General features: G+C 52.5%; 18 protein-coding genes. 15 read left to right on the top strand and 3 right to left on the bottom strand.

Annotated features, from left to right (window positions below):
- Positions 1-42 precede the first annotated feature (42 nt).
- The 3 genes from fliT to fliD are packed head-to-tail and all read right to left on the bottom strand — an operon-like array spanning position 43 to position 2,254.
- The gene (gene fliT, locus IP581_RS13990; protein WP_086873032.1) at positions 43-402 is read right to left on the bottom strand and encodes a flagella biosynthesis regulatory protein FliT; all 360 of its coding nucleotides are present in this window, start codon (positions 400-402) and stop codon (positions 43-45) included.
- A complete protein-coding gene (gene fliS, locus IP581_RS13985; RefSeq protein WP_017458358.1) occupies positions 402-812 on the bottom strand; it encodes a flagellar export chaperone FliS in 411 nt (136 codons plus the stop codon). The genes fliT and fliS overlap by 1 nt, the downstream gene beginning before the upstream one ends.
- Before the next feature lie 23 nt (positions 813-835).
- Positions 836-2,254: a flagellar filament capping protein FliD gene (gene fliD / locus IP581_RS13980; RefSeq protein WP_193820645.1), complete on the bottom strand. Its 1,419-nt coding sequence runs from the start codon at positions 2,252-2,254 to the stop codon at positions 836-838.
- A gap of 241 nt (positions 2,255-2,495) precedes the next feature.
- On the opposite strand from fliD, the gene IP581_RS13975 reads away from it, so the two are divergent.
- From IP581_RS13975 to tcyN, 15 genes are all read left to right on the top strand, one after another.
- Positions 2,496-3,401, top strand: coding sequence for a flagellin N-terminal helical domain-containing protein (locus IP581_RS13975; RefSeq protein ID WP_097399531.1), 906 nt, complete (start codon positions 2,496-2,498; stop codon positions 3,399-3,401).
- 183 nt (positions 3,402-3,584) lie between these two features.
- Complete coding sequence (locus tag IP581_RS13970; RefSeq protein ID WP_322627855.1) at positions 3,585-4,490, top strand: flagellin N-terminal helical domain-containing protein; 906 nt, start codon at positions 3,585-3,587, stop codon at positions 4,488-4,490.
- 199 nt (positions 4,491-4,689) lie between these two features.
- On the top strand, positions 4,690-5,595 hold the full coding sequence (locus IP581_RS13965; RefSeq protein WP_193820644.1) for a flagellin N-terminal helical domain-containing protein: 906 nt from the start codon (positions 4,690-4,692) through the stop codon (positions 5,593-5,595).
- A 182-nt stretch (positions 5,596-5,777) separates the two neighbouring features.
- A complete protein-coding gene (locus IP581_RS13960; RefSeq protein WP_193820643.1) occupies positions 5,778-9,425 on the top strand; it encodes a glycosyltransferase in 3,648 nt (1,215 codons plus the stop codon).
- 47 nt (positions 9,426-9,472) lie between these two features.
- On the top strand, positions 9,473-12,913 hold the full coding sequence (locus IP581_RS13955; protein WP_193820642.1) for a glycosyltransferase family protein: 3,441 nt from the start codon (positions 9,473-9,475) through the stop codon (positions 12,911-12,913).
- A gap of 226 nt (positions 12,914-13,139) precedes the next feature.
- Positions 13,140-14,294: a DegT/DnrJ/EryC1/StrS family aminotransferase gene (locus IP581_RS13950; RefSeq protein WP_097399535.1), complete on the top strand. Its 1,155-nt coding sequence runs from the start codon at positions 13,140-13,142 to the stop codon at positions 14,292-14,294.
- Entirely contained in the window at positions 14,291-15,463 is a 1,173-nt protein-coding gene (locus tag IP581_RS13945; protein ID WP_193820641.1) for an ATP-grasp domain-containing protein, read from the top strand. Before IP581_RS13950 ends, IP581_RS13945 begins: the two co-directional genes overlap by 4 nt.
- A 10-nt stretch (positions 15,464-15,473) precedes the next feature.
- The gene (locus IP581_RS13940) at positions 15,474-16,583 is read left to right on the top strand and encodes a Gfo/Idh/MocA family protein (RefSeq protein ID WP_193820640.1); all 1,110 of its coding nucleotides are present in this window, start codon (positions 15,474-15,476) and stop codon (positions 16,581-16,583) included.
- Positions 16,584-16,623: 40 nt separating this feature from the next.
- A complete protein-coding gene (locus IP581_RS13935; RefSeq protein WP_193820639.1) occupies positions 16,624-17,748 on the top strand; it encodes an FkbM family methyltransferase in 1,125 nt (374 codons plus the stop codon).
- Positions 17,749-17,847: 99 nt separating this feature from the next.
- Complete coding sequence (locus tag IP581_RS13930) at positions 17,848-18,567, top strand: RNA polymerase sigma factor FliA (protein ID WP_007371523.1); 720 nt, start codon at positions 17,848-17,850, stop codon at positions 18,565-18,567.
- 62 nt (positions 18,568-18,629) lie between these two features.
- Complete coding sequence (gene fliZ, locus IP581_RS13925) at positions 18,630-19,181, top strand: flagella biosynthesis regulatory protein FliZ (RefSeq protein ID WP_017458347.1); 552 nt, start codon at positions 18,630-18,632, stop codon at positions 19,179-19,181.
- 83 nt (positions 19,182-19,264) lie between these two features.
- Positions 19,265-20,065: a cystine ABC transporter substrate-binding protein gene (tcyJ, locus tag IP581_RS13920; protein ID WP_017458346.1), complete on the top strand. Its 801-nt coding sequence runs from the start codon at positions 19,265-19,267 to the stop codon at positions 20,063-20,065.
- A 108-nt stretch (positions 20,066-20,173) separates the two neighbouring features.
- Positions 20,174-21,160 (top strand): D-cysteine desulfhydrase, encoded by a 987-nt coding sequence (gene dcyD / locus IP581_RS13915; RefSeq protein WP_086873988.1) that lies wholly within the window; start codon positions 20,174-20,176, stop codon positions 21,158-21,160.
- A 21-nt stretch (positions 21,161-21,181) separates the two neighbouring features.
- Positions 21,182-21,850, top strand: coding sequence for a cystine ABC transporter permease (gene tcyL, locus IP581_RS13910; protein WP_086873989.1), 669 nt, complete (start codon positions 21,182-21,184; stop codon positions 21,848-21,850).
- On the top strand, positions 21,847-22,599 hold the full coding sequence (gene tcyN, locus IP581_RS13905) for an L-cystine ABC transporter ATP-binding protein TcyN (protein ID WP_086873990.1): 753 nt from the start codon (positions 21,847-21,849) through the stop codon (positions 22,597-22,599). The genes tcyL and tcyN overlap by 4 nt, the downstream gene beginning before the upstream one ends.
- Positions 22,600-22,703: the final 104 nt, after the last annotated feature.

Raw genomic sequence — 22,703 nt, 5'->3', positions numbered from 1 at the left:
GCGGGTGATGGACTGTTCCTGTATCACCCGCCGGGCATGAGATTAGATCTCGTTGGGGAATAAAATGTTTCCAGAGAGACGTCCATATGTCGAATGCAGGTTATGTTGTCGGGATGTCTGTCCAACCAATGTCCGCAGCTCGTCCATTCGCTGGCTTAACAGTTCTTTGAGGGAAACTTCATTGTCCAGAATTTGCTGTAGCAGCGGGCGAATTTGCGCCTGCATTTGAGGCGCGACTTCACTAATGTCCTGGAACTGTGTCAGTTTCTCCACAGCGGTAATGTAATTCAACTCGTGCTCAATGAGTTCGTCCCAACGCCCTTCCTTCGCGAGGTTAAGCATGGTGCGGCTGGTGACCAACAGCTGCTGATAGTGGTGGAGCAACCCGAAATTTGCTTCCATTAGTAAGTGTCCCGCGCGTTTTGATTATTGGGGCCAATCTCTTTCCAGGCATCAGCAATGTTGTTGAGCAACGTTGAAACTTCATCAATGGCGGAGAGGTCATTGTGGAGATTAGCCTGTAAAAGACGTCGTGTCATATAGTCATAAAGACTGTCCAGGTTTGCGGCGATCTCGCCACCGACTTCGTGGTCGAGACCGGCACGCAAACCATTGGTAATGATATTAATAGCCTTTGAAAGCGCCTGTCCTTTACCAGGAATATCTCCCTGCTCAATCAGGATCGCAGCCCTTTTCATGGCGCTTAATGCGCCATCAAAAAGCAGTACCACAAGTTGATGCGGGCTGGCGCTCAGGACGGCGCTTTCCACGCCGACCTGAGCATAAGCCTGAGTTCCCGATTTCGTATACATTTCAAACCTCAACGAATACTTTATTAATTGGTCTTGTTAAATTGCTGGGTTAAATAGTTACCGGTTGACTCCAGTGACGATACCAGCGTACTTAAACTTGTAAATTGCGCTTTATAACGAGCCATGGTTGCGGTGATCTGGTCGTTAACCCGGTCATACTGCTCAGACAGCTTTTTCAGCGTCTTGTTAATCCCATCGGTTGCATTCTGCACGGTGCCGTCGGTACCGAGGAAATCATCCAGCAGATTGCTGGCCTGCGTCGCAAAACCTGTGGTTTTGCCATCACCGGTCAGGAAAGAGATGACGTCAGTCGATTTTTCCGTCAGCGCTTTGTCGAGCTTGGTGCTGTCGACGGTCAGTTTGCCGGAGACATCCTGGGTAATACCCAGCTGCGACAGGATGTTATAGCTGCCGGTGTTGCTCTGCGACGAGGAGAGCAGGGAGCGCAGACGCGTTTGAATGTTACGCAGCGTACCGTCACCCAGCAGATCGCCGTTAGAGTTGTCCTGAGACGAACTGCCCTGATCCACTTTCGTGTATTTTGTCTGGTTGGCAATGGTCGTCTGCAGTGAGTTATAGGCATCTACAAACGCCTGCACCGCCGCGGTCATTGGCGCGTTATCTTTGGTTACCGCCAGCGTTTCCGGGCTACCGGTATTGGTCTTGTTCAGCGTCAGCGTTACACCTTCCGGCGCATCGGTGATGGTGTTACTGCTACGCGTGATGGCAACGCCGTTGATCTTCAGGTTGGCGTCGGCAGCGGCAACCTGCTGCGTCATGGTATTGCTGGCGCTGCCGGCGTTGCTGGAGTCATAACTAACGTACTTGGCTAATTCGGTATCATTAGTGGTGATCGTCATCTGGTTGGTGGTACCGCTATCGCGCGAGGTCAGCGCCAGGTAGTAGCTGCTGTCATCGGCTTTAATGATACTGGCGGTCACACTGCCTGCTTTCGCGTTGATCGCATCACGGATATCCGCCAGGCTGGTCTTATCGCTTGCCAGCGTAACGGTCAGCGGATCTTTTTGACCCGGTTGGGTGATCGTAATGGTGCGCGAGCTCAGGCTGCTATCACCTAAATCCGTATCTTTACTTGCCGCTTTCGGGCTGAGCAGCGACTGCGCTGCTGCCAGCGACGTCACTTCAATAGAATATGATCCTGCCGTTGCACTGGTCGCCAGGGAGGCGGTAAACGCCGTGTTGGTGCTGGACACTTTGGCCGATGCAATTTTGGAGGTGTCTTTCAGCGCGTTGGCCGCTGTTTGCAGCTTGGTCAGAGACGTCTGAACGATACCCCACGCAGTAAGTTTTGCTTTATACGATGTCTGCTGAGTGGTAATTGGCGTCAGCCTTGTCTCTTCGGCCGTCTGCAGCTGGCTATACAGCGTACTGAGTGACGAACTTAAGCTGGTGCCTGCTCCGATAGAACTAATAGTTGCCATTTCTTTATCCTTCAGTTTTAGACAATCACTGTGTGGATTATCGGCAGCGACTGCGAAAAGATTAGAGGGTTTTTTTTAAAACAATGGCGAAATAAAGATAAAGAATAGCGGGCAGTTTGCGGCTTTAAAAAAATGATCTTTTTTTCTAAAGGTTGCTCAGAGGCGGTCGATAATCAGGGAGACGGTGAGAAAACCGTAGGCAGATGCCTGAATCTGATAACTTTTTTTAAGGAATTACATCATGGCTGTTATTAATACTAACACCCTGTCTCTGATGACTCAGAACAACCTGACTAAATCTCAGTCTTCTCTGGGTACGTCTATTGAGCGCCTGTCTTCTGGTCTGCGTATCAACAGCGCGAAAGACGATGCCGCTGGCCAGGCAATTGCTAACCGTTTTACTTCTAACATCAACGGCCTGACCGTTGCTGCACGTAACGCGAACGACGGTATCTCTCTGGCGCAGACCGCTGAAGGCGCGCTGAGCGAAATCAACAACAACCTGCAGCGTATCCGTGACCTGACCGTTCAGGCGCAGAACAGCTCCAACTCCGCGTCTGACATCGACTCCATCCAGGCTGAAGTTAACCAGCGTATGGAAGAAGTGAACCGTGTTACCACCCAGACCGACTTCAACGGCATCAAAGTGCTGAACACCGGTTCCGGCACCAGCAGCTACAACTTCCAGGTTGGCGCGAAAGACGGCGAGCAGATCTCCATCAGCCTGACCTCTTCCAACGCTTACAACCTGTACAACGCTACCGGCGCGACTTCCCAGACTTCCGGCCAGACCATCAACGGTACTGCACGTTCTACCGCTGCTGAAGGCTTCGACGTTCTGAGCGGTACAGTGGACAGCGGCGGCGCTACCAACGGTAACCCGCTGGCAGATATCGATGCGGCCATCAAAGCGGTTGATACTCAGCGCAGCCTGCTGGGTGCGTCCCAGAACCGTTTCGAATCCACCATCACCAACCTGAACAACACCGTGAACAACCTGTCTTCCGCACGCAGCCGTATTCAGGATTCTGACTACGCAACTGAAGTGTCGAACATGTCCCGCGCGCAGATCCTGCAGCAGGCTGGTTCTTCCGTGCTGGCTCAGGCCAACCAGGTTCCGCAGACCATGCTGTCCCTGCTGCGTTAATCGCAAATTACCTGGTACCAGAAAGCGCCGCTTGTCGGCGCTTTTTTATTTCTTTGAAAAATAAGCCGGATAAAAATAAAAAAACTACTAAAGAGTTCGTTAACCCCGTCGATAACAATTAGGACGGTGATGAAGCCGCTGGCGCATACCGGAATATAAATTACTCAATGAAGGATAATAATCATGGCTGTTATTAATACTAACACCCTGTCGCTGATGACCCAGAACAACCTGACTAAATCTCAGTCTTCTCTGGGCACCTCGATCGAGCGCCTCTCTTCCGGTCTGCGTATTAACAGCGCTAAAGACGACGCTGCAGGCCAGGCAATTGCTAACCGTTTTACTTCTAACATCAACGGCCTGACCGTTGCTGCACGTAACGCGAACGACGGTATCTCTCTGGCACAGACCGCTGAAGGCGCGCTGGGCGAAATCAACAACAACCTGCAGCGTATCCGTGACCTGACCGTTCAGGCGCAGAACAGCTCTAACTCCGCGTCTGACATCGACTCCATCCAGGCTGAAGTTAACCAGCGTATGGAAGAAGTGAACCGTGTGACCACCCAGACCGACTTCAACGGCATCAAAGTGCTGAACACCGGTTCCGGCTCCAGCAGCTACAACTTCCAGGTTGGCGCGAAAGATGGCGAAACGATCTCCATCAGCCTGAGCTCTTCCAACGCTTACAACCTGTACAACGCTACCGGCGCGACTTCCCAGACTTCCGGCCAGACCATCAACGGTACTGCACGTACTACCGCTGCTGAAGGCTTCGACGTTCTGAGCGGTACAGTGGACAGCGGCGGCGCCACCAACGGTAACCCGCTGGCAGATATCGATGCGGCCATCAAAGCGGTTGACTCTCAGCGCAGCCTGCTGGGTGCCTCCCAGAACCGTTTCGAATCCACCATCACCAACCTGAACAACACCGTGAACAACCTGTCTTCCGCACGCAGCCGTATTCAGGATTCTGACTACGCAACTGAAGTGTCGAACATGTCCCGCGCGCAGATCCTGCAGCAGGCTGGTTCTTCCGTACTGGCTCAGGCCAACCAGGTTCCGCAGACCATGCTGTCCCTGCTGCGTTAATCGCACATTACGTAGTATCAGGAAAGCGCCGCTTGTCGGCGCTTTTTTATTTTGTGATTTGTGTATATTTTCGACGAAAATTGTTCAAAAAATAGAAAAAATGCTAAAGAGTTCTGCAAGGTCGTCGATAACAGTTATGACGGTGATGAAGCCGCTGGCCCATACCGGAATATAAATTTCTCACTGAAGGATAATTATCATGGCTGTTATTAATACTAACACCCTGTCGCTGATGACCCAGAACAACCTGACTAAATCTCAGTCTTCTCTGGGCACCTCGATCGAGCGTCTCTCTTCCGGTCTGCGTATCAACAGTGCAAAAGATGATGCGGCTGGCCAGGCAATTGCTAACCGTTTTACTTCTAACATCAACGGCCTGACCGTTGCTGCACGTAACGCGAACGACGGTATCTCTCTGGCGCAGACCGCTGAAGGCGCGCTGAGCGAAATCAACAACAACCTGCAGCGTATCCGTGACCTGACCGTTCAGGCACAGAACAGCTCCAACTCCGCGTCTGACATCGACTCCATCCAGGCTGAAGTTAACCAGCGTATGGAAGAAGTGAACCGTGTTACCACCCAGACCGACTTCAACGGCATCAAAGTGCTGAACACCGGTTCCGGCACCAGCAGCTACAACTTCCAGGTTGGCGCGAAAGACGGCGAGCAGATCTCCATCAGCCTGACCTCTTCCAACGCTTACAACCTGTACAACGCTACCGGCGCGACTTCCCAGACCACCGGCCAGACCATCAACGGTACTGCACGTACTACCGCTGCTGAAGGCTTCGACGTTCTGAGCGGTACAGTGAACAGCGGCGGCACCACCGACGGTAGCCCGCTGGCAGATATCGATGCGGCCATCAAAGCGGTTGACTCTCAGCGCAGCCTGCTGGGTGCGTCCCAGAACCGTTTCGAATCCACCATCACCAACCTGAACAACACCGTGAACAACCTGTCTTCCGCACGCAGCCGTATTCAGGATTCTGACTACGCGACTGAAGTGTCGAACATGTCCCGCGCGCAGATCCTGCAGCAGGCTGGTTCTTCCGTACTGGCTCAGGCCAACCAGGTTCCGCAGACCATGCTGTCCCTGCTGCGTTAATTCGCAACCGCTCAAAAAGGCATCTTCGGATGCCTTTTTTTATGTGCAATCGCCAGATATAACGCCTTTTCTGTTAGCTGTTTTGCCTCTCGATCTTTCTTTCGTCCTCCAGAATATTGCATAACGACAGGAACGCCTTTTGCTATCACCCGATGGCTTGCGCGGTGATATGAGGATGAAAGATGCAAAGCATACTAATCAGCGTTGATCAATTTGACGCTTTTACCCCCCATACCTCTGAACTTATCGACATCGCAGATGCCTTGCTGGCTAAAGGCTGGCGCGTGGATGTCATTAGCTCAACCGCCGGGCAGAAATTAACGAATGAAATAGCACGCCTGAGCGCGACAGGGCGTTTTACTGTCATCACCGAAAAGCAGGGGGCGCTGGAAACCTACTACAATGCCATCTGGATCTATCGCGGTTTCTTTAGCGAAAAATTACTTGATGCCATCGAAGCCGGGAAACTCGACGGCGCGATGATTTTCCGTCATTTCAGCGATTACAACGATCTCTACTTGCCGTGGGGCGTGGCGCTGGAAAACCAGTTTGCCGCGCTGACGCTGGATCTCTCTGCGCGCACGTCAGCCATCTTGCTACAGACCGGTGTGGAGAGCGCGCAGCTCAAACATTTACCGTGGTCAGTACCGGCAAGCTTTGGCGCATTTACCCGCACGCGCGATGCGCAAACCTTGTCTCGCGTTCTTTATATCGCGGGCAAAATGTCGGCGGAAATGTATGAAGTTCAGCAGCAGGCAAGAGAGGCGGGCATTCAGATTGAGTGGTTCGATCTTAGCCAGCAGGTACAACGCCTGGAACCGGCGTGGCTCGAACAGTATGACGTGATCATCGGTAATGATGAAAGTGTGGCGAAAGCGCTAACGCTTGGGATCCCGCTGTTCCTGGTTAACGAAGGTTACGTTGAAGGTTATCTGAATGCCGATAATCTGGCGCGCCATGAAGCCGATCATTTCTGCGCGGTAACGCTGCACAACTGCCCGGATGCTAACGAATGGGTTGAACTGCTACAAAGCGGTTATGCCAGCGCGCGCGAATGGGCGCTGGCGCAACGTGCGACGTTTGTCAGTAAATGGACGCTGGATACCGCGCTGGAGGCGATTTTTACCCTGCCGTTGGTGGAAAAATCCCGCCAGCTGGATGACAAAGCACGCTACATGCTGAACTTCCACAGTAAAGCGGTGCTGGCGCAGCAGCAGACCAGCGAGTACTCCTTCAGCCGCTGGCTGGAGGATCGCCAGATTAGCGATGCGCGACGCGAAGCGCTGCTCTCTTTCGCTGGCGCAAACCCGGACAAAGCCAGCATCGGCGTGATTATCCTTGGCGATAACGACCACAGCGCGCAGACCAGAAGCTCCGTGGAAAGCCAGTCGCTGACTGCCGCCAGCATTGATGTCATTACCGATGATAACGCCTGGCCTGAGGCCGTAAATGCGCTGCTGAGTACGCGAGAGGCCGATGCGCTGTTACTGATCCCCGCCGGTTTTACATTGCGGGATGATGCATTGTTGCGCTTTGCCGAACAACGGATGCAGCAACAAAATGCCTGGCTGTTTTATTGCGATGAAATGACGCGCGCGGAAAACGGCGAACCGATCCTGACGCTGCGTCCTGATGTCAATATTGACCTGCTGCGCGGCGTGCCGTATGTCGGCCGCGTTCTGCTTTTTTCGCGCGATATTGCCCGTCAGCTCGGTGGCCTGAACAGCCACTATCCGCAGGCGGCAATGATCGACTTGCTGTGGCGCTTTGTTGAAGGGCAGGGAACACCGGCGCTGGGGCGCGTTGCCGAAGTGCTGGTTGAAAGCCCGGAAGCGGCGTCGTGCTGGAGCGAAAACCCGCAGGTTGTCAGTGAGTGCGAACAGATCGTGTTAGCGCACCTGCAACGGCTTGGCATTCAGGCCTCGCTGGAAGAGGGATTAGCGGCGAACATTAAACGCCTGCGCTACCACTGGGACGCAAAGCCGCTGGTGTCGATCATTATTCCCACCCGCGATCGCGTTGCCCTGCTTAAACGCTGTATTGAAAGTTTGATGGAGAAAACGCGTTATCAGCACTACGAGCTGTTAATTGTTGATAACCAGTCGGTGGAAGAGGATGCCTGCCGTTTTCTCAATGATCTGGCGGCGCTTGGCATCGACCAGGTGCGTATTTTGCGCTATGACGCGCCGTTTAATTTTGCCGAAATCAACAATGCTGCGGCGCAGCAGGCGCGTGGTGAGGTGCTGGTCTTTCTCAATAACGATTGTGAAATTATTGATGGCGGCTGGCTGGATGCCTTGCTGGAGCAGGCGTTACGCCCGGAAGTCGGGTTGGTTGGCGCGCGTCTGGAGTATCAGGATGGCCGTATTCAGCATGGCGGCTTCTTGCTCGGCGTACAGCATGGTGTGGAGGTGGCGTTTGACGGTGCCGATGGCGCAAGCAACGGCTTCCAGCACTATCTGAAAACACCGCGCAACCTGGCGGCGGTAAGCGCTTCCTGCATGATGGTGCGCAAGGAGGTCTTTTTCGCCCTCAACGGTTTTAATCAGGAAACCTATCCGGTCTATTTCGCCGATGTCGATCTTGGGTTACGCGCGCAGCAGCAGGGGTATCTCAATGTCTGGACACCGTATGCCCGTGTGAAACATATGGGCGGTGCCACCCGTTTACTGGGCGATAAGTTCCATGTACAGGAGCGCCCGTTACTAACGGATTTTGCCACGCTGCGTAATGAGTGGCGGCAAGGCCTGCTCGCCGAACCGTCATACCACCCGTTAATGCAAAAAGCGGGGCAGGCGTTCACGCTCAGCGCGAGCCTGGCGCGCTTGCATCAGCCGTTGCCGGGACGCCCGCTGCCTGTGGTGCTGGCGCACCATATTAACTGGGTCGGCGGTGGGCACCACCGGGTGATGCAACCCTTCAAAGCGCTGGAGCGCCATTTAATGATTGAAGGCGGCCTGACCAACTCCATTCCTGGGGTGATGGAAGCCGCGCAGCAGCAGCCGGATGTCATTTTGCTGGAGCTGATTACCGGCAGCCGTTTCCCGCAGATTATTCAGCAGTTACGCAGCACCTGTAATGCCAAAATCGTGCTCGAATATGATGACTACCTGCTCAATGTACCGATCAAAAATGGCTCCCGTCAGCACTTCCCGCAGCAAATGGTGAAGAACTTTCGCAAAGTCGTCGACAGCGCCGACTGGCTGGTGGTCTCCACCGCGCCGCTGGCGGACGCCTACAGCCGTTTCCATAGCGACATCCGCATTGCGCAAAACCGCCTTGCGCCCAACCAGTGGGAACATCTGTGTAGCGAACGTGGCACGGGCAAAAAAGTGCGTGTTGGCTGGGCTGGCGGCAGTTCTCATACCGGCGATCTGGAGATCTTATTGCCGCTGATTAAAGAACTCGAAGGGAAGGTTGAATGGGTCTTCATGGGCATGAAGCCGCGCAATGTCCGCTGTGAATTCCACCCCGGTGTGCCGTTTGAAATGTACCCGGAAAAACTGGCCAGCCTCAATCTCGACCTCGCGCTGGTGCCGCTGGAAATTAATCAGTTCAACGAATGTAAGAGCAACCTGCGTCTGCTGGAGATCGGCACCTGCGGCGTGCCGATCATCGCTACCAACATCGTACCTTATCGTTGCGATCTGCCGGTTACGCTTGTGGAAAACCGCTTCAAAGACTGGATGAACGCGATTCAGGCCTATATCAATGATGCCGATTTACGTCATCGTCAGGGCGATGCGCTGCGTGAAGCGGTGCTGAATAACTGGTATTTGCGCGGCGCAGGCCTGGATGACTGGCAGCAGGGCTGGTTACCGAAAGCATAATTTTCTCTGCCAGGCCGGCAGGCCTGGCAAACGTTCAAGGAATACCGATGAATAACCTCGCTCAGTACCCCTATCTGATTGTGGCACCCGATTACTCGGAGGCGTCTGCCGGGATACAAGTGCTGCATTTTTTTTGCCAGACCATAAACAACTCGGGCGGCAAAGCGTGGATTGTGGGCGGGACGGTTAACCCAAAATGGAATACGCCGCGTCTTACGGAAGACGATTACGCCCAATTACAGAACTCAGGTGAGCCGTGGATTGCGGTGTATCCGGAAGTGACGAGCGGCAACCCGCTGCGTGCGCCGGTAGTGGCTCGCTATATGCTCAACAGAGAAGGGGTGATGAATGGTAATCGCCTCGATTTTTCGCCTGACGATCTGTTTTTCTGGTATCGCGTCGAATTTGCCGAAAAAGAGTATCAACCGGCGTTGTTAAATATTGAGAATTACGATCTCGAGCTGTTCCAGGATGATAATCCGCATAAGGATCTGGACTTACTCTATATTAACCGCCTGCCCGCCAGCGTTATTGAATATGACAAACTGCCGAAAAATCTGACCGTTCTGAGTATGCAAAACCCGCTGCCGCTCGAAGAACTGGCAAAAGTTCTCAAGCGCGGGCGCGTGTTATATACCTATGAATCTTCCGGCACCTGTCTGCTGGCGAATTTATGTGGTTGCCCGGTCGTTGGATTAATCGCGCCGGGTTACGAAAGCTATGCATTAAGTGAAAAAACGATACGCGAAAACGGTAATGCAGGTTATACGCTGGTGAATACCCCGGACGCTATCGAACACGCCCGCGAAAACCTTTATAAGTCGCGCGAGCAATTATTGTTAAGACGCGAAAGATCCCTTGTTCAATTCAGGGATTTCATAGAAAAAACGCAACGTAAAGCGCAAGTAAAAGCACAAGAACATTACCGCAACACATTTCAGGGTTGGCTTGAGAATAGCGCGGCGGGAAAACGAATGGATACACGCCCTTCACAGGCGCTGCTGTTCGTTATTCTCAATCCGCACGGTGATAGCGCCGCTGTCAATATCACCGTGGATTCTTTACGGGGCCAAATAGGCGATTTGCCACATGCCAGAATCCTTATCGTGCAGGATGACAATTATCACGGCGAAACGGATGACACCCTCTCGGTTGTCGATTTTCAGCATTACCGGCACAATTTTGCGAACCTGGTCCAGACCGCTGCTGCCGACTGGTTACAGGTGGTTCCTGCCGGTGTGACTTACACGCAAGACAGCGTGTATCGGTTAGCACTGACACTGCAAGAGCGCTCCGGTGCGCAGGCTATTTATGCTGATGAAGCCGTTAAGCATGCGGATTCAGTAACGCATTTTTTCAAGCCAGAATTTAATCTCGATCTCTTTTTCAGCGCGCCTTCCCGTTATTTGCAACGGGTATTCTTTCGCGCGTCGGCGTGGCTGGAATGCGGTGGCTGGGACAATAACGCCGGGCCGGCTTTTGAACTCGATCTCATCACAAAATTGATTGCCCGGTATGACATCGCTGCAATTGGTCATTATGCGGGGATCGTCAATATTGTTGACGAGAATATGCTCACTCCTGCAAGCATTGAGACTGAGGGCGGCATTATCGGTACTTTCGCCGCGCAGCGTAATTTGCCCGTAGATCATGTGGAATATTGCGACGGTGTCGCGTGGCGTGTCCATTATCCCCTCAATAATACGGGGCGGGTGAGTATTATCTTAACCCATAATCATGATGCTAATTTGATGACGCGCTGTATCGCGTCGCTGGTGGATAACACCGACTGGCATGATTACGACATTATTATTCCCGTGATAAACACCACCGAGCCGATTGTTTTGCAGACCGCGCGGGAAGTGGAAAAACTGTTACCTGGCAAGGTTCAGGTACTTGCACTGAATAACTGCAGTGAGGTGCAGGCGGTAAATATTGCTGCGTCACATGCTGCGGGTGCATCTTTGTTGTTATTAGACGTCAGATCGGTTTTCGTCTTAAAAAGCTGGTTAAACACTTTACTCAATCCGCTGGTGCGCACGGAAGTGGCGTGTAGCGGGCCGAAGATCATTAGCTTTGATAAAAAGCTAATCAGTGCAGGGATGATTGTTGGCGCGGATAACGGGATCGCGAATGTCGGCACAGGTGAAGACTGGCAATCTTTCGGCTATCAGGCACGCTATCACTGTGAACAACAATACTCCGTGCTCAATAGCCTGTGTCTGCTTATCAAAAGAGAATGTTTCGCGCAGGCAGGCGGACTGGATGAAAAATACACGTCACTTGAAGTGAGCTCAGCGGCGTTTTGCCTTGCTGTGCAAAAAATGGGCTACGTTTCTGTCTGGTCGCCGTATAGCATCATTGCCACGGATAATTATCGCTTTATGGAGAGCGAGTATCAGCAATCCCTGTTATCACAAATGACAGCGCTGATGGCGGATTTTAGCGAGATATTTGCAAATGATCCTGCTTATAGCCGCTATTTGTCGTTGCGTTCGCCACTCTTTACGTTCGACGCCAGCGTTACACAAAACCGCTTTAGTGTAAGCCCGGCACAAACGCCGGTGGTATTGCTGGTATTACGTTCGCAGACGGTTTATACGAAGCGCTTAACGGACTATTTCCGCCTGATGCAGGAAGCCGGCAAGATCGCGCTCGTTATCCATGATGCTTTGCCTGCGCTACCGGCGCTACTCAGAACGCATCCCGCCATTACTATTTTGGATGCCCATGTTAGCGAAAGTGATATCAACACCGTGACGCAGTTTCGCGTGCTGACGGGGCTGGTGGTGCATTGTCTTTTCGATGAAACTGCAGAGCCGCTGGTTTCACGGCAGAATAACCAACCGCTGCCGTTTGATCGCTGGCTGGTATTAAATTCCGCGCTGGAAAAATGGGGACGGAGTAAGGGGCTGGACGTTCTGCGAATCCCTGATTATCTCCCGCAGGCATGGTTTTCACAGGATAAAGCCGTTGCGGTGAATTCCCCGCGCCGCGTGTTATGCCCTGTTTTTTCTCTCACCGGTAAAGAGCGGGATTTTATCCATCAGTTGATAGAAAAAACGCATCACATTGTGGACTGGTATATTTTTGGCGAGTGTCCAGCCAACTGGTATCCGCTGGTGAAGGGCACCTTCAGATACCATGCTAACCCTGTCTCGGTCGGAACGCTGGATGCGTTGAACCCGGATGCGGTGATTTTATTCCGCGACAATAATCATGAGCACCGGTTTGCGGAAAGTTATGCCGTGTTGCAGTATGGCGCACGAAATATCACCGTTATTTGCAGCGATTTCCCTTGCTTCAGCGAGTACGATTTCGTGACGAAACTGAAACCAAAAATGGCACTGTGGACGCAGGCCATCGAGGATTTCGCCACCAAAGGCAACCCGCTCAGCGAGAATCAAGACCAAATCAATAATCTGCTAACAGATCGCTATCTCTTTGATGAACCGCGTCAACAAGCGCTGCTCGCCATGCTGAAATAATGCGCTATTTTACGGCGAGGAAACCCGGTCGTGCGCCATGACCGGGTTTTTCGTTGAACAGGTGATGACGTAAGCCCTGCCATTTTTTTCATCACCTGCTCAGACCTCGCCAGTTTACCTTTAGCACCGGGGGGAAAAGCATAACAAAATGCCCCCTGTTTCACCGATAGCTCGCCAGGCGCGTCGTTATGATGAACAGATAATTCCTACGCGCGCAGGTTTGTCTATGGACAATAATATCTTTGTTACCAGCCCTCTTTTGCCACCGCTGGAAGAGTTTATTCCTTATCTTGAGAAAATCTGGAACAACCGGATCCTCACCAATGGTGGTGTTTTTCATCAGGAACTTGAAGAGGCGCTGGCAAGTTACCTGGGCGTGAAACATGTCTGCTTATTCGCCAACGGCACGCTGGCGCTGCTCACCGCACTGCAGGCGCTCCGCGTCACCGGCGAGGTCATCACCACGCCTTACTCCTTTGTTGCCACCTCTCATACTCTGTTATGGAATGGCCTGACGCCGGTTTTCGCCGATATCGATCCGCAAACTTACAATATCAATCCTGAGCGTGTCGAAGAGCTGATCACCCCGCAGACCACGGCGATCATGCCGGTTCACTGCTACGGCATTCCCTGTGATGTGGACAAAATCCAGCAGGTCGCGGACATCTACGGTCTTAAAGTGATCTATGACGCGGCGCACGCGTTTGGCGTGAAGAAAAACGGCGTCAGTATTTTGAATCACGGGGATTTGTCGGTGCTGAGCTTCCACGCAACGAAGGTGTTTAACACCTTCGAAGGCGGCGCGATTATTTGCCACGATGCGCGTACCAAGCAGCGCATCGATTATTTGAAAAATTTTGGTTTTGCCGGTGAAACGCGCGTCGTCGCTCCTGGTATCAATGCCAAGATGAACGAAGTTGAAGCGGCATTCGGCCTGTTGCAGCTTAAACATATCGATCAGGCGCTGGCCGATCGCCAGGCGCTTTATCAGCATTATGTGGAATTACTGCAGGGAATCGACGGCGTTCGTCTGCTGGATGTGCCTGCGGATGTCACCTGGAACCATGCGTACTTCCCGGTTTTGATTGAGCCAGAGTTCGGCATCGATCGCGATTCGCTGTATGACGTGCTGAAAAATGCCGGTATTTTAACGCGTCGCTATTTCTACCCGCTGATTAGCTCTTTCAGTATGTATCGCGGTCTTGCTTCCTCGCAGAAAGAGAATTTGCCGTGCGCAAATGTTATCGCTGACAAAGTGCTGTGCTTACCGATTTATCCGGGGCTGGCGCACGAAGATCAACAGCGTATCACCGACATCATTCGTGGTGTCGCCGCAAGCACGACACCCGATGCGGCGGTTATTTCGCTGGAGGGCGCATGACGGCTACGCGCACTGCGATGATCCTCGATGCCGGATTTGCCTCGTTGCCTTTACAACGGGCGATCAAAACGGCCGGTTTTACCACGCTGGTGTGCAGCGGTAAGCCGCACGATGCGGGAATGAAATCTGCGGATATTGCCAAAGTCCATAATTACGCCGATTGCGATGCGGTATTAGCGATTGCACGCGAACACCATATTGCGGCCATTACGCCAGGTGTTACCGATGTCTCGTACCTGACGGGTAGCCGCGTTGCCGCTGAACTGGGGTTACCCGGTTTTGACACGCCGGATGTCAGCGACACGCTTTTTCTTAAAGATCGCTTCCGCGCCTGGGCTGAGCAACAGGGCTACCCAATTCCGCGTGCGGTAAGAAGCGCTGAAGAGGCACGCCATCTGCCGTTTCCGTTGCTGGTAAAACCGATTGATGCTTATAGCGGCATCGGCATTACCCTGGTGCAGCACGGCGCAGAACTCAGCGATGCCGTGGCAAAAGCCCGTAGCGCGTCGCAAAACGGCGAGTGCGTGATTGAAACCTTTTGCCAGGGGGCGCTGTACAGCCACTCGGCGTTTATCCGCGGCGGGGAGATTGTCTGCGAATTTTTCGTCGATGAGTTTTGTACCGTTTATCCCTGGCAGGTCAACAGCAGCAGCTTGAGTGTTTCCCTGACTGAAAGCATGCGCGACCGCGTCAGCGAATGTATGCAAACCCTGGTGCGCCAGCTTCAGCTGGTCGACGGTTTGCTGCATACCCAGTTTATTGCCAATGACAACGATTTTTGGCTTATCGAACTGACCCGGCGCTGCCCGGGCGATCTCTACTCCCGTTTGATTGAGCTTTCAACGGGCGTTGATTATTCCCGCGAGTTTATCGCCCCGTTCCTGGGAGCCCAGCACGCCACGGCGTTTTCGGCGCGGCGACCTGCGCACTTGCGCGCCATTGCGCGCCACACGATTTCCAGCGATGTGGATACCCATTTTACCGGCTACCTTTTTGCGCCGCTGGCGGCACGCATTATCGAAACTATTCCGTTGAAATTGCCTGGCGAGCGGCTGGAGCCCGCGCCGCGTGACAGGGCAGGGTTGGTGTTCGCTGAATTTGATGATGTTGCCGAACTGGCGCGTCTGACGCCGCAGCTTAAAAACTATTTTTCTTTTAAAACGACGTAAGGACCGGATTATGGCTAAGCCCTTATCCCTGGCATTTATCGGCGGCGGCCTTAATTCCGCCATCGGTATGACCCATAAAATCGCCAGCCAGATGGATGGACATTTCCAGTTATCTGCCGGCTGTTTCAGCCGGGATGACGCCCTTAATCGGCAAACCGGCATGGCCTGGGGGCTTGATGAGAGCAAGATTTACCAGGATGCGTTGACGTTGCTTGAGAAAGAGCACGCGCATCTGGATGCGGTGGTGGTGCTAACGCCTACGCCCGCGCACCGCGAAATTCTGATGGCGTGTCTGGAATATCCGCTGCCGATCATTTGCGAAAAGGCCCTGGTGGCGAGCGTCAAAGATGCTGAAGATATTCAGCAGCGTGTCGACGAGGTGAATAGCCAGCTCTACGTGACGTTCAACTATACCGGTTACCCGATGGTGCGCGAATTACGCCAGCGCTTGCAAAGCGGTGCGCTGGGTCGGATTCAGCACGTGATGGTTGAAATGCCGCAAGAAGGTTTCAGCCGCTGTCGCAGCGACGGCAGTATCGCATTACCGCAGACCTGGCGGCGTACGGATAACGCGATCCCGACGGTATCGCTGGATCTTGGCGTACATGTGCATCAACTGGTGGAGTTCCTCACTGAGAAACATGCGCTGGATGTCTATGCCGTTAACAGCACCTTTGCCCGCGTGCCCGGCGTGGTGGATACGGTGAATATCGTTTCACGTTATAGCGATGATGTAGTGTGCAACTACTGGTATGGCAAGGCGGCGCTGGGTTATCGCAACGGTTTGCGGATCAGGGTTTACGGCACTGAAGGCAGCGCAGAATGGCTGCAAATGGAGCCCGAGTATTTACGTATTGCCGATATCCACGGCAACGTCAGCATTATTGACCGCACGGCGAGTGACAACACGGTGGCGAACCAGGAGCGGTACTGCCGCTTTAAAGCAGGCCATCCCGCCGGGTTTATAGAAGCCTTTGCGAACTATTACTGCGATATCGCAGCAGCATTACGCGGTGACGCGAATAGTTATGCTATTGGCTCGCAGGTGGCTTTAAAAGGATTAGCTTTCCTTGAAAGCGCCAACAAAAGCGCATTAGCGCAACAAAAAATCATACTGTGATTGCCACTTATTGTGTACTGAATGAGTCTCTGAGGTAGATATGTCTATTCTTGAAAAAATTTGCGAGTCCAGAAACCATTTTCTCGATACGATCGATGAAATGCAGAAGAATGGTCGTCCGTTGGTATTATGCGGTGCCGGTTATTTAGGGCAAAAAACGTGGGAATTTTTGACCAGCCAGAATGTGAAAGTTGATTATGTCGCGGTCAATGAGAAATATTTTACCGAAGGTTCAACCTTTTACGGTTACGATATCATCAATTTAGACCAGCTAACCCGACAAGACGGCACCTATAATTACATTCTGGCTATCCAGTATGTGAGCGCTGAATTAGAAGCGATGCTCGCAAACAACGCCGAAAGCATATTGATCTTCGATCATTCTTTTATTGGCGTGAATACCGATACGCTTTATACCGCCGAATTTTGTCAGGAAAATGAGGCTGTTTTGACGGAGTTTTATAACTCTTTAGGTGATGAGCGCTCAAAAGAAACGCTGGTTGCGTTTATTAACCAACGTATTTGCGCGCGTAGCTTGTACTACGGTAAATATTTCGATCCTAACCACTATCTGGCAGAAGACCTGGTGCGTCTGCAGGATAACGAAGTGTATGTCGATTGCGGTGCTTACGACGGTGACAGCGTGGTTGCGTTCCTGAAAGCGGCGCAGAAGCAGGGCGTGAAGAAACCGGCAAAAATCCTTGCTTTTGAACCGGAAGAGAAAAACTTCGCTTTATTACAGCATGCCGATATTGGCGATGTTGAACTGAAAGCCATCAATAAAGGTGTCTGGTCGGAAAATACCACATTACGCTTTGATTCCGGAATGGATACCTCGTCTCGTTTAAGCGAAGGGGAAGGTAACACCTCCATTGATGTGGTCAGCATCGATAATGCCCTCGAAGGCACGAATTACGCTACATTTATTAAAATGGATATTGAGGGGGCGGAACTGGAAGCGCTAAAAGGTGCGCAACATACCATTCGTGCATCGTTGCCTGTTCTGACTATTAGCTTGTATCACAAGCCGGAAGATTTGCTGACGATCCCGCAATACATTCGTGAACTGTCGGATAATTATCGTTTTTATTTGCGCGGGCATCATCCGGCGCTGGCTTTTGAGCTGGTGTTATATGCATTACCGGCCGGGAGAACGGTTCAATAAAGTCAAATAACCCCCATTTCACCCACTATTCATCCGATTAAAACCACTCCAGAATCGGATAATCGTGCCGATAACTCAATTAACGCAGGGCTGTTTATCGTGAATTCACTCTATACCGCTGAAGGTGTAATGGATAAACACTCGCTGTGGCAGCGTTATGTACCTCTTGTGCGTCACGAAGCATTGCGCCTGCAGGTGCGTTTGCCGGCGAGTGTGGAACTGGACGACCTGCTACAGGCGGGCGGTATCGGTTTACTGAATGCAGTAGACCGATATGACGCTCTGCAAGGAACGGCATTTACCACTTACGCAGTACAGCGTATTCGTGGGGCGATGTTGGACGAATTGCGCAGCCGCGATTGGGTGCCGCGCAGCGTTCGGCGTAATGCCCGCGAAGTGGCGCAGGCAATGGGGCAACTTGAGCAAGAACTGGGACGTAACGCGACGGAAACAGAAGTGTCGCAGCGTCTTGGAATTCCTGTAGAGGAATACCGTCAGATGCTGCTCGATACCAATAACAGCCAGCTTTTCTCCTATGATGAATGGCGGGAAGAGCATGGCGACAGTATCGAGCTGGTCACCGACGATCATCAACAGGAAAACCCGTTATTCCAGTTAATGGAAAGTAATTTACGTCACCGGGTCATGGAAGCGATTGAGTCGCTGCCGGAACGTGAACAACTTGTCCTGACACTGTACTACCAGGAAGAACTCAATCTGAAAGAGATTGGCGCCGTTCTGGAAGTCGGGGAATCACGAGTCAGCCAGCTCCATAGCCAGGCCATTAAACGCTTACGTACCAAGCTGGGTAAGTTATAGGTCGGTGATTCTGCATCACTCCTGGTAAATGCTGTACAACGCATTGACAACCAGGAGTTATCATGACGGTGCAGCAACCTAAAAGACGGCCTCTAAGCCGCTACCTTAAAGACTTTAAACACAGCCAGACGCATTGCGCACACTGCCACAAGCTGCTTGATCGCATCACACTGGTACGCCGGGGCGAAATTGTGAATAAAATCGCGATTTCGCGTCTGGATATGCTGTTGGATGAAGCGGCCTGGCAACAAGAGCAAAAAGAGTGGGTCGCACTCTGTCGTTTTTGCGGCGATCTGCACTGCAAAGAGCAGAGCGATTTCTTCGACATCATCGGTTTTAAACAATATCTTTTCGAACAAACCGAAATGAGCCACGGTACGGTGCGCGAGTATGTCGTGCGTTTGCGCCGCCTCGGCAACCATCTCACTGAACTCAATATTTCCCGACAACTGCTTGAAGAAGGGTTCCTCGACGAAAATCTGGAACCATGGTTACCAGCGACCAGCACCAATAATTATCGGATTGCTTTGCGCAAATATGCGCAGTTTAAAACCCAGATGCGTTTTGCTTCCGTGCAAAAAATCGCTGTAGGTGCAACATCTGATTTATATTAAAAAGGAATAAGATGTAGCCGAGTTGTGCTTGTACTTAGCGTCAGGCACCTTACACTACAGCCAATTTCTTTATCGGGGTAACTATGAAACTAGCACTTTTGGGACGTCAGGCGCTGATGGGTGTGATGGCCGTCGCGCTGGTAGCAGGTATGAGCGTGAAAACATTCGCGGCGGAAAACCTGCTCAATAAAGTCAAAGAGCGTGGCACGCTGTTGGTGGGTCTGGAAGGTACATATCCGCCGTTTAGTTTCCAGGGCGACGATGGCAAGCTTACTGGTTTTGAAGTGGAGTTCGCCGAAGCGTTGGCGCAGCATCTTGGCGTAAAAGCATCCCTGAAACCCACCAAATGGGACGGCATGCTGGCATCGCTGGATTCTAAACGCATCGACGTGGTGATTAACCAGGTCACCATCTCCGATGAGCGCAAGAAAAAGTATGATTTCTCCACGCCCTATACCGTTTCCGGTATCCAGGCGCTGGTGAAAAAAGGCAACGAAGCGGGGATTAAATCCGCGGCGGATCTGAAAGGCAAGAAAGTGGGTGTGGGTCTTGGCACCAACTATGAAGAGTGGCTGCGTAAGAACGTGCAGGGCGTTGATATTCGCACCTACGATGATGACCCGACTAAATATCAGGATCTGCGCGTTGGCCGTATTGACGCCATCCTGGTCGATCGTCTGGCCGCGCTGGATCTGGTGAAGAAAACCAAAGATACGCTGGCGGTGGCGGGGGATGCTTTCTCGCGTCAGGAATCCGGCGTTGCGTTGCGTAAAGGCAATGACGATTTGCTGAAAGCTATCGACGCAGCCATTGCCGAGATGCAGAAAGACGGCACCATGAAAACGCTGTCGGAAAAATGGTTTGGCGCGGATGTGACGAAGTAATCGTTGCCCGCTAAAAAAAGGCGCTTAATCAAGCGCCTTTTTTATTTCATCGACTTTAGTGTGCATAATAAAAACCATTGCTAACGTTACCTGGTATTCGGAGGTTTTATGCCCTTGCACAATGTGACCCGCTTTCCGCGCCTGGAGTTGATTGGCGCGCCCACGCCGCTGGAATATTTGCCGCGGCTTTCCGATTACCTGGGCCGCGAAATTTTTATCAAACGCGATGATGTCACGCCGGTGGCGATGGGCGGCAATAAGCTGCGCAAACTTGAGTTTCTGGCGGCGGATGCGCTGCGTGAGGGCGCGGATACGCTGATTACCGCAGGGGCAATTCAGTCCAACCATGTCCGCCAGACGGCGGCGGTGGCGGCGAAATTAGGCCTGCACTGTGTTGCGCTATTAGAAAACCCGATTGGCACCACGGCAGAAAACTACCTGACCAACGGCAACCGCTTGCTGCTGGATCTGTTTAATGCGCAGATTGAAATGTGCGATGCGTTGACCGATCCCACCGCGCAACTGGCGGAACTGGCGACGCGCATAGAAGCGCAGGGGTTTCGTCCTTATGTGATCCCGGTGGGTGGTTCAAACGCGCTGGGCGCAATGGGGTATGTGGAAAGCGCGCTGGAGATAGCCCGGCAATGCGAAGGCGCAGTTGGCCTTTCGTCGGTTGTGGTCGCTTCCGGCAGTGCCGGTACGCACGCCGGTCTGGCGGTCGGGCTTGAGCAACTGATGCCCGATGTGGAACTGATTGGCGTGACGGTCTCACGAAGCGTTGCGGATCAAAAACCGAAAGTGGTGACGCTGCAACAGGCTATCGCGCGGGAACTCGAATTGCAGGCCAACGCCGATATTCTGTTGTGGGATGATTACTTCGCGCCAGGCTACGGCACACCGAATGATGAAGGAATGGAAGCGGTGAAATTGCTTGCCCGCCTGGAAGGTATTTTGCTCGATCCGGTTTATACCGGCAAAGCGATGGCCGGCTTACTGGATGGCATTGAGCAGAATCGCTTTAAAGATAACGGGCCAATCCTGTTTATCCATACGGGCGGCGCTCCGGCGCTGTTTGCCTATCACCCCCATATTTAATTCCCAGGCAGAGCAAAAATAATGCAAGAGAGTCTACAACTGGTTATCGACTCCGCGCCTTACCTGTTAAAGGGCGCGGTATTTACACTGCAACTCAGTATTGGCGGGATGTTTTTTGGCTTACTGTTGGGCTTTCTGCTGGCGCTAATGCGCATGTCGTCGCTGTTACCTGTGCGCTGGCTGGCACGGTTTTACATTTCGATTTTTCGCGGTACACCGCTTATCGCCCAGTTGTTTATGATCTATTACGGTCTGCCGCAGTTTGGTATTGAGCTGGATCCTATTCCGTCGGCGATGATCGGTCTGTCACTTAATACGGCGGCCTACGCGGCGGAGACGCTGCGCGCGGCGATTTCGTCTATTGATAAAGGGCAGTGGGAAGCGGCGGCCAGTATTGGCATGACGCCGTGGCAGACGCTGCGTCGGGCTATTCTCCCGCAGGCCGCGCGTGTCGCGCTGCCACCGTTGAGCAACAGTTTTATTAGCCTGGTGAAAGATACGTCACTGGCAGCCACTATCCAGGTGCCGGAGCTGTTTCGTCAGGCGCAGTTAATCACTTCCCGTACGCTGGAAGTGTTCACTATGTACCTTGCGGCGTCGCTGATTTACTGGGTAATGGCGACGGTGCTTTCTTCGCTGCAAAACTATTTCGAAAACCAGCTTAATCGTCAGGAGCGTGATCCGAAATGAGTGCTATCGACGTGAAAAATCTGGTGAAAAAATTCCACGGCCAGACGGTGTTGCACGGTATCGATCTTGAGGTGCAACAGGGCGAAGTGGTGGCGATTATTGGCCCGAGCGGCTCCGGTAAAACCACCTTGTTGCGCAGTATTAACCTGCTTGAACAGCCGGAGCACGGCACAATCCGCGTGGGTGATATCACCATTGATACCGCGCGATCGCTGAGCCAGCAGAAAAGCGCTATCCGCCAGTTACGCCAGCATGTCGGGTTTGTTTTTCAGAGCTTCAATTTGTTCCCGCACCGGACAGTACTGGAAAACATTATTGAAGGGCCGGTGATCGTCAAAGGCGAACCAAAAGACGAGGCGGCCGCGCGGGCGCGTGAATTGCTGGTAAAAGTGGGGTTGAGTGGCAAAGAGAATAGCTATCCACGGCGTTTGTCGGGTGGGCAGCAACAGCGTGTGGCGATAGCCCGTGCGCTGGCGATGCGTCCGGATGTGATCCTGTTTGACGAGCCGACATCCGCGCTCGATCCTGAACTGGTGGGGGAAGTGCTTAATGCCATTCGCCAACTGGCACAAGAAAAACGCACGATGGTGATTGTCACGCATGAGATGAGCTTTGCGCGTGACGTGGCAGACAGGGCAATATTTATGGATCAGGGGCGGATTGTGGAACAAGGCCCCGCGAAAGCGTTGTTTGCCGACCCGCAACAACCGCGTACGCGCCAGTTTCTGGAAAAATTCCTCATGCAGTAATGCTTACGCGGTTCAGCGCACAAATTGGCTGAATCGCGTTAATTTTACTTAAGTTAAAATTCACTGCTTTTATTACATACAGATTTTGCAGGGATATTTCCCGA

The sequence above is a fragment of the Kosakonia pseudosacchari genome (genome assembly GCF_015167415.1).
Lineage (GTDB): Bacteria > Pseudomonadota > Gammaproteobacteria > Enterobacterales > Enterobacteriaceae > Kosakonia > Kosakonia pseudosacchari.
This window is presented reverse-complemented; position numbering and strand designations above follow the sequence as displayed.

Bases quoted from the DNA above. Each gene is read 5' to 3' on its own strand.
- fliS (WP_017458358.1), bottom strand. From the start codon at position 812: ATGTATACGAAATCGGGAACTCAGGCTTATGCTCAGGTCGGCGTGGAA.
- IP581_RS13960 (WP_193820643.1), top strand. From the start codon at position 5,778: ATGCAAAGCATACTAATCAGCGTTGATCAATTTGACGCTTTTACCCCC.
- fliD (WP_193820645.1), bottom strand. From the start codon at position 2,254: ATGGCAACTATTAGTTCTATCGGAGCAGGCACCAGCTTAAGTTCGTCA.
- tcyL (WP_086873989.1), top strand. From the start codon at position 21,182: ATGCAAGAGAGTCTACAACTGGTTATCGACTCCGCGCCTTACCTGTTA.
- IP581_RS13970 (WP_322627855.1), top strand. From the start codon at position 3,585: ATGGCTGTTATTAATACTAACACCCTGTCGCTGATGACCCAGAACAAC.
- fliT (WP_086873032.1), bottom strand. From the start codon at position 402: ATGGAAGCAAATTTCGGGTTGCTCCACCACTATCAGCAGCTGTTGGTC.
- tcyJ (WP_017458346.1), top strand. From the start codon at position 19,265: ATGAAACTAGCACTTTTGGGACGTCAGGCGCTGATGGGTGTGATGGCC.
- IP581_RS13945 (WP_193820641.1), top strand. From the start codon at position 14,291: ATGACGGCTACGCGCACTGCGATGATCCTCGATGCCGGATTTGCCTCG.
- IP581_RS13965 (WP_193820644.1), top strand. From the start codon at position 4,690: ATGGCTGTTATTAATACTAACACCCTGTCGCTGATGACCCAGAACAAC.
- tcyN (WP_086873990.1), top strand. From the start codon at position 21,847: ATGAGTGCTATCGACGTGAAAAATCTGGTGAAAAAATTCCACGGCCAG.
- IP581_RS13955 (WP_193820642.1), top strand. From the start codon at position 9,473: ATGAATAACCTCGCTCAGTACCCCTATCTGATTGTGGCACCCGATTAC.
- IP581_RS13950 (WP_097399535.1), top strand. From the start codon at position 13,140: ATGGACAATAATATCTTTGTTACCAGCCCTCTTTTGCCACCGCTGGAA.
- fliZ (WP_017458347.1), top strand. From the start codon at position 18,630: ATGACGGTGCAGCAACCTAAAAGACGGCCTCTAAGCCGCTACCTTAAA.
- dcyD (WP_086873988.1), top strand. From the start codon at position 20,174: ATGCCCTTGCACAATGTGACCCGCTTTCCGCGCCTGGAGTTGATTGGC.
- IP581_RS13975 (WP_097399531.1), top strand. From the start codon at position 2,496: ATGGCTGTTATTAATACTAACACCCTGTCTCTGATGACTCAGAACAAC.
- IP581_RS13935 (WP_193820639.1), top strand. From the start codon at position 16,624: ATGTCTATTCTTGAAAAAATTTGCGAGTCCAGAAACCATTTTCTCGAT.
- IP581_RS13940 (WP_193820640.1), top strand. From the start codon at position 15,474: ATGGCTAAGCCCTTATCCCTGGCATTTATCGGCGGCGGCCTTAATTCC.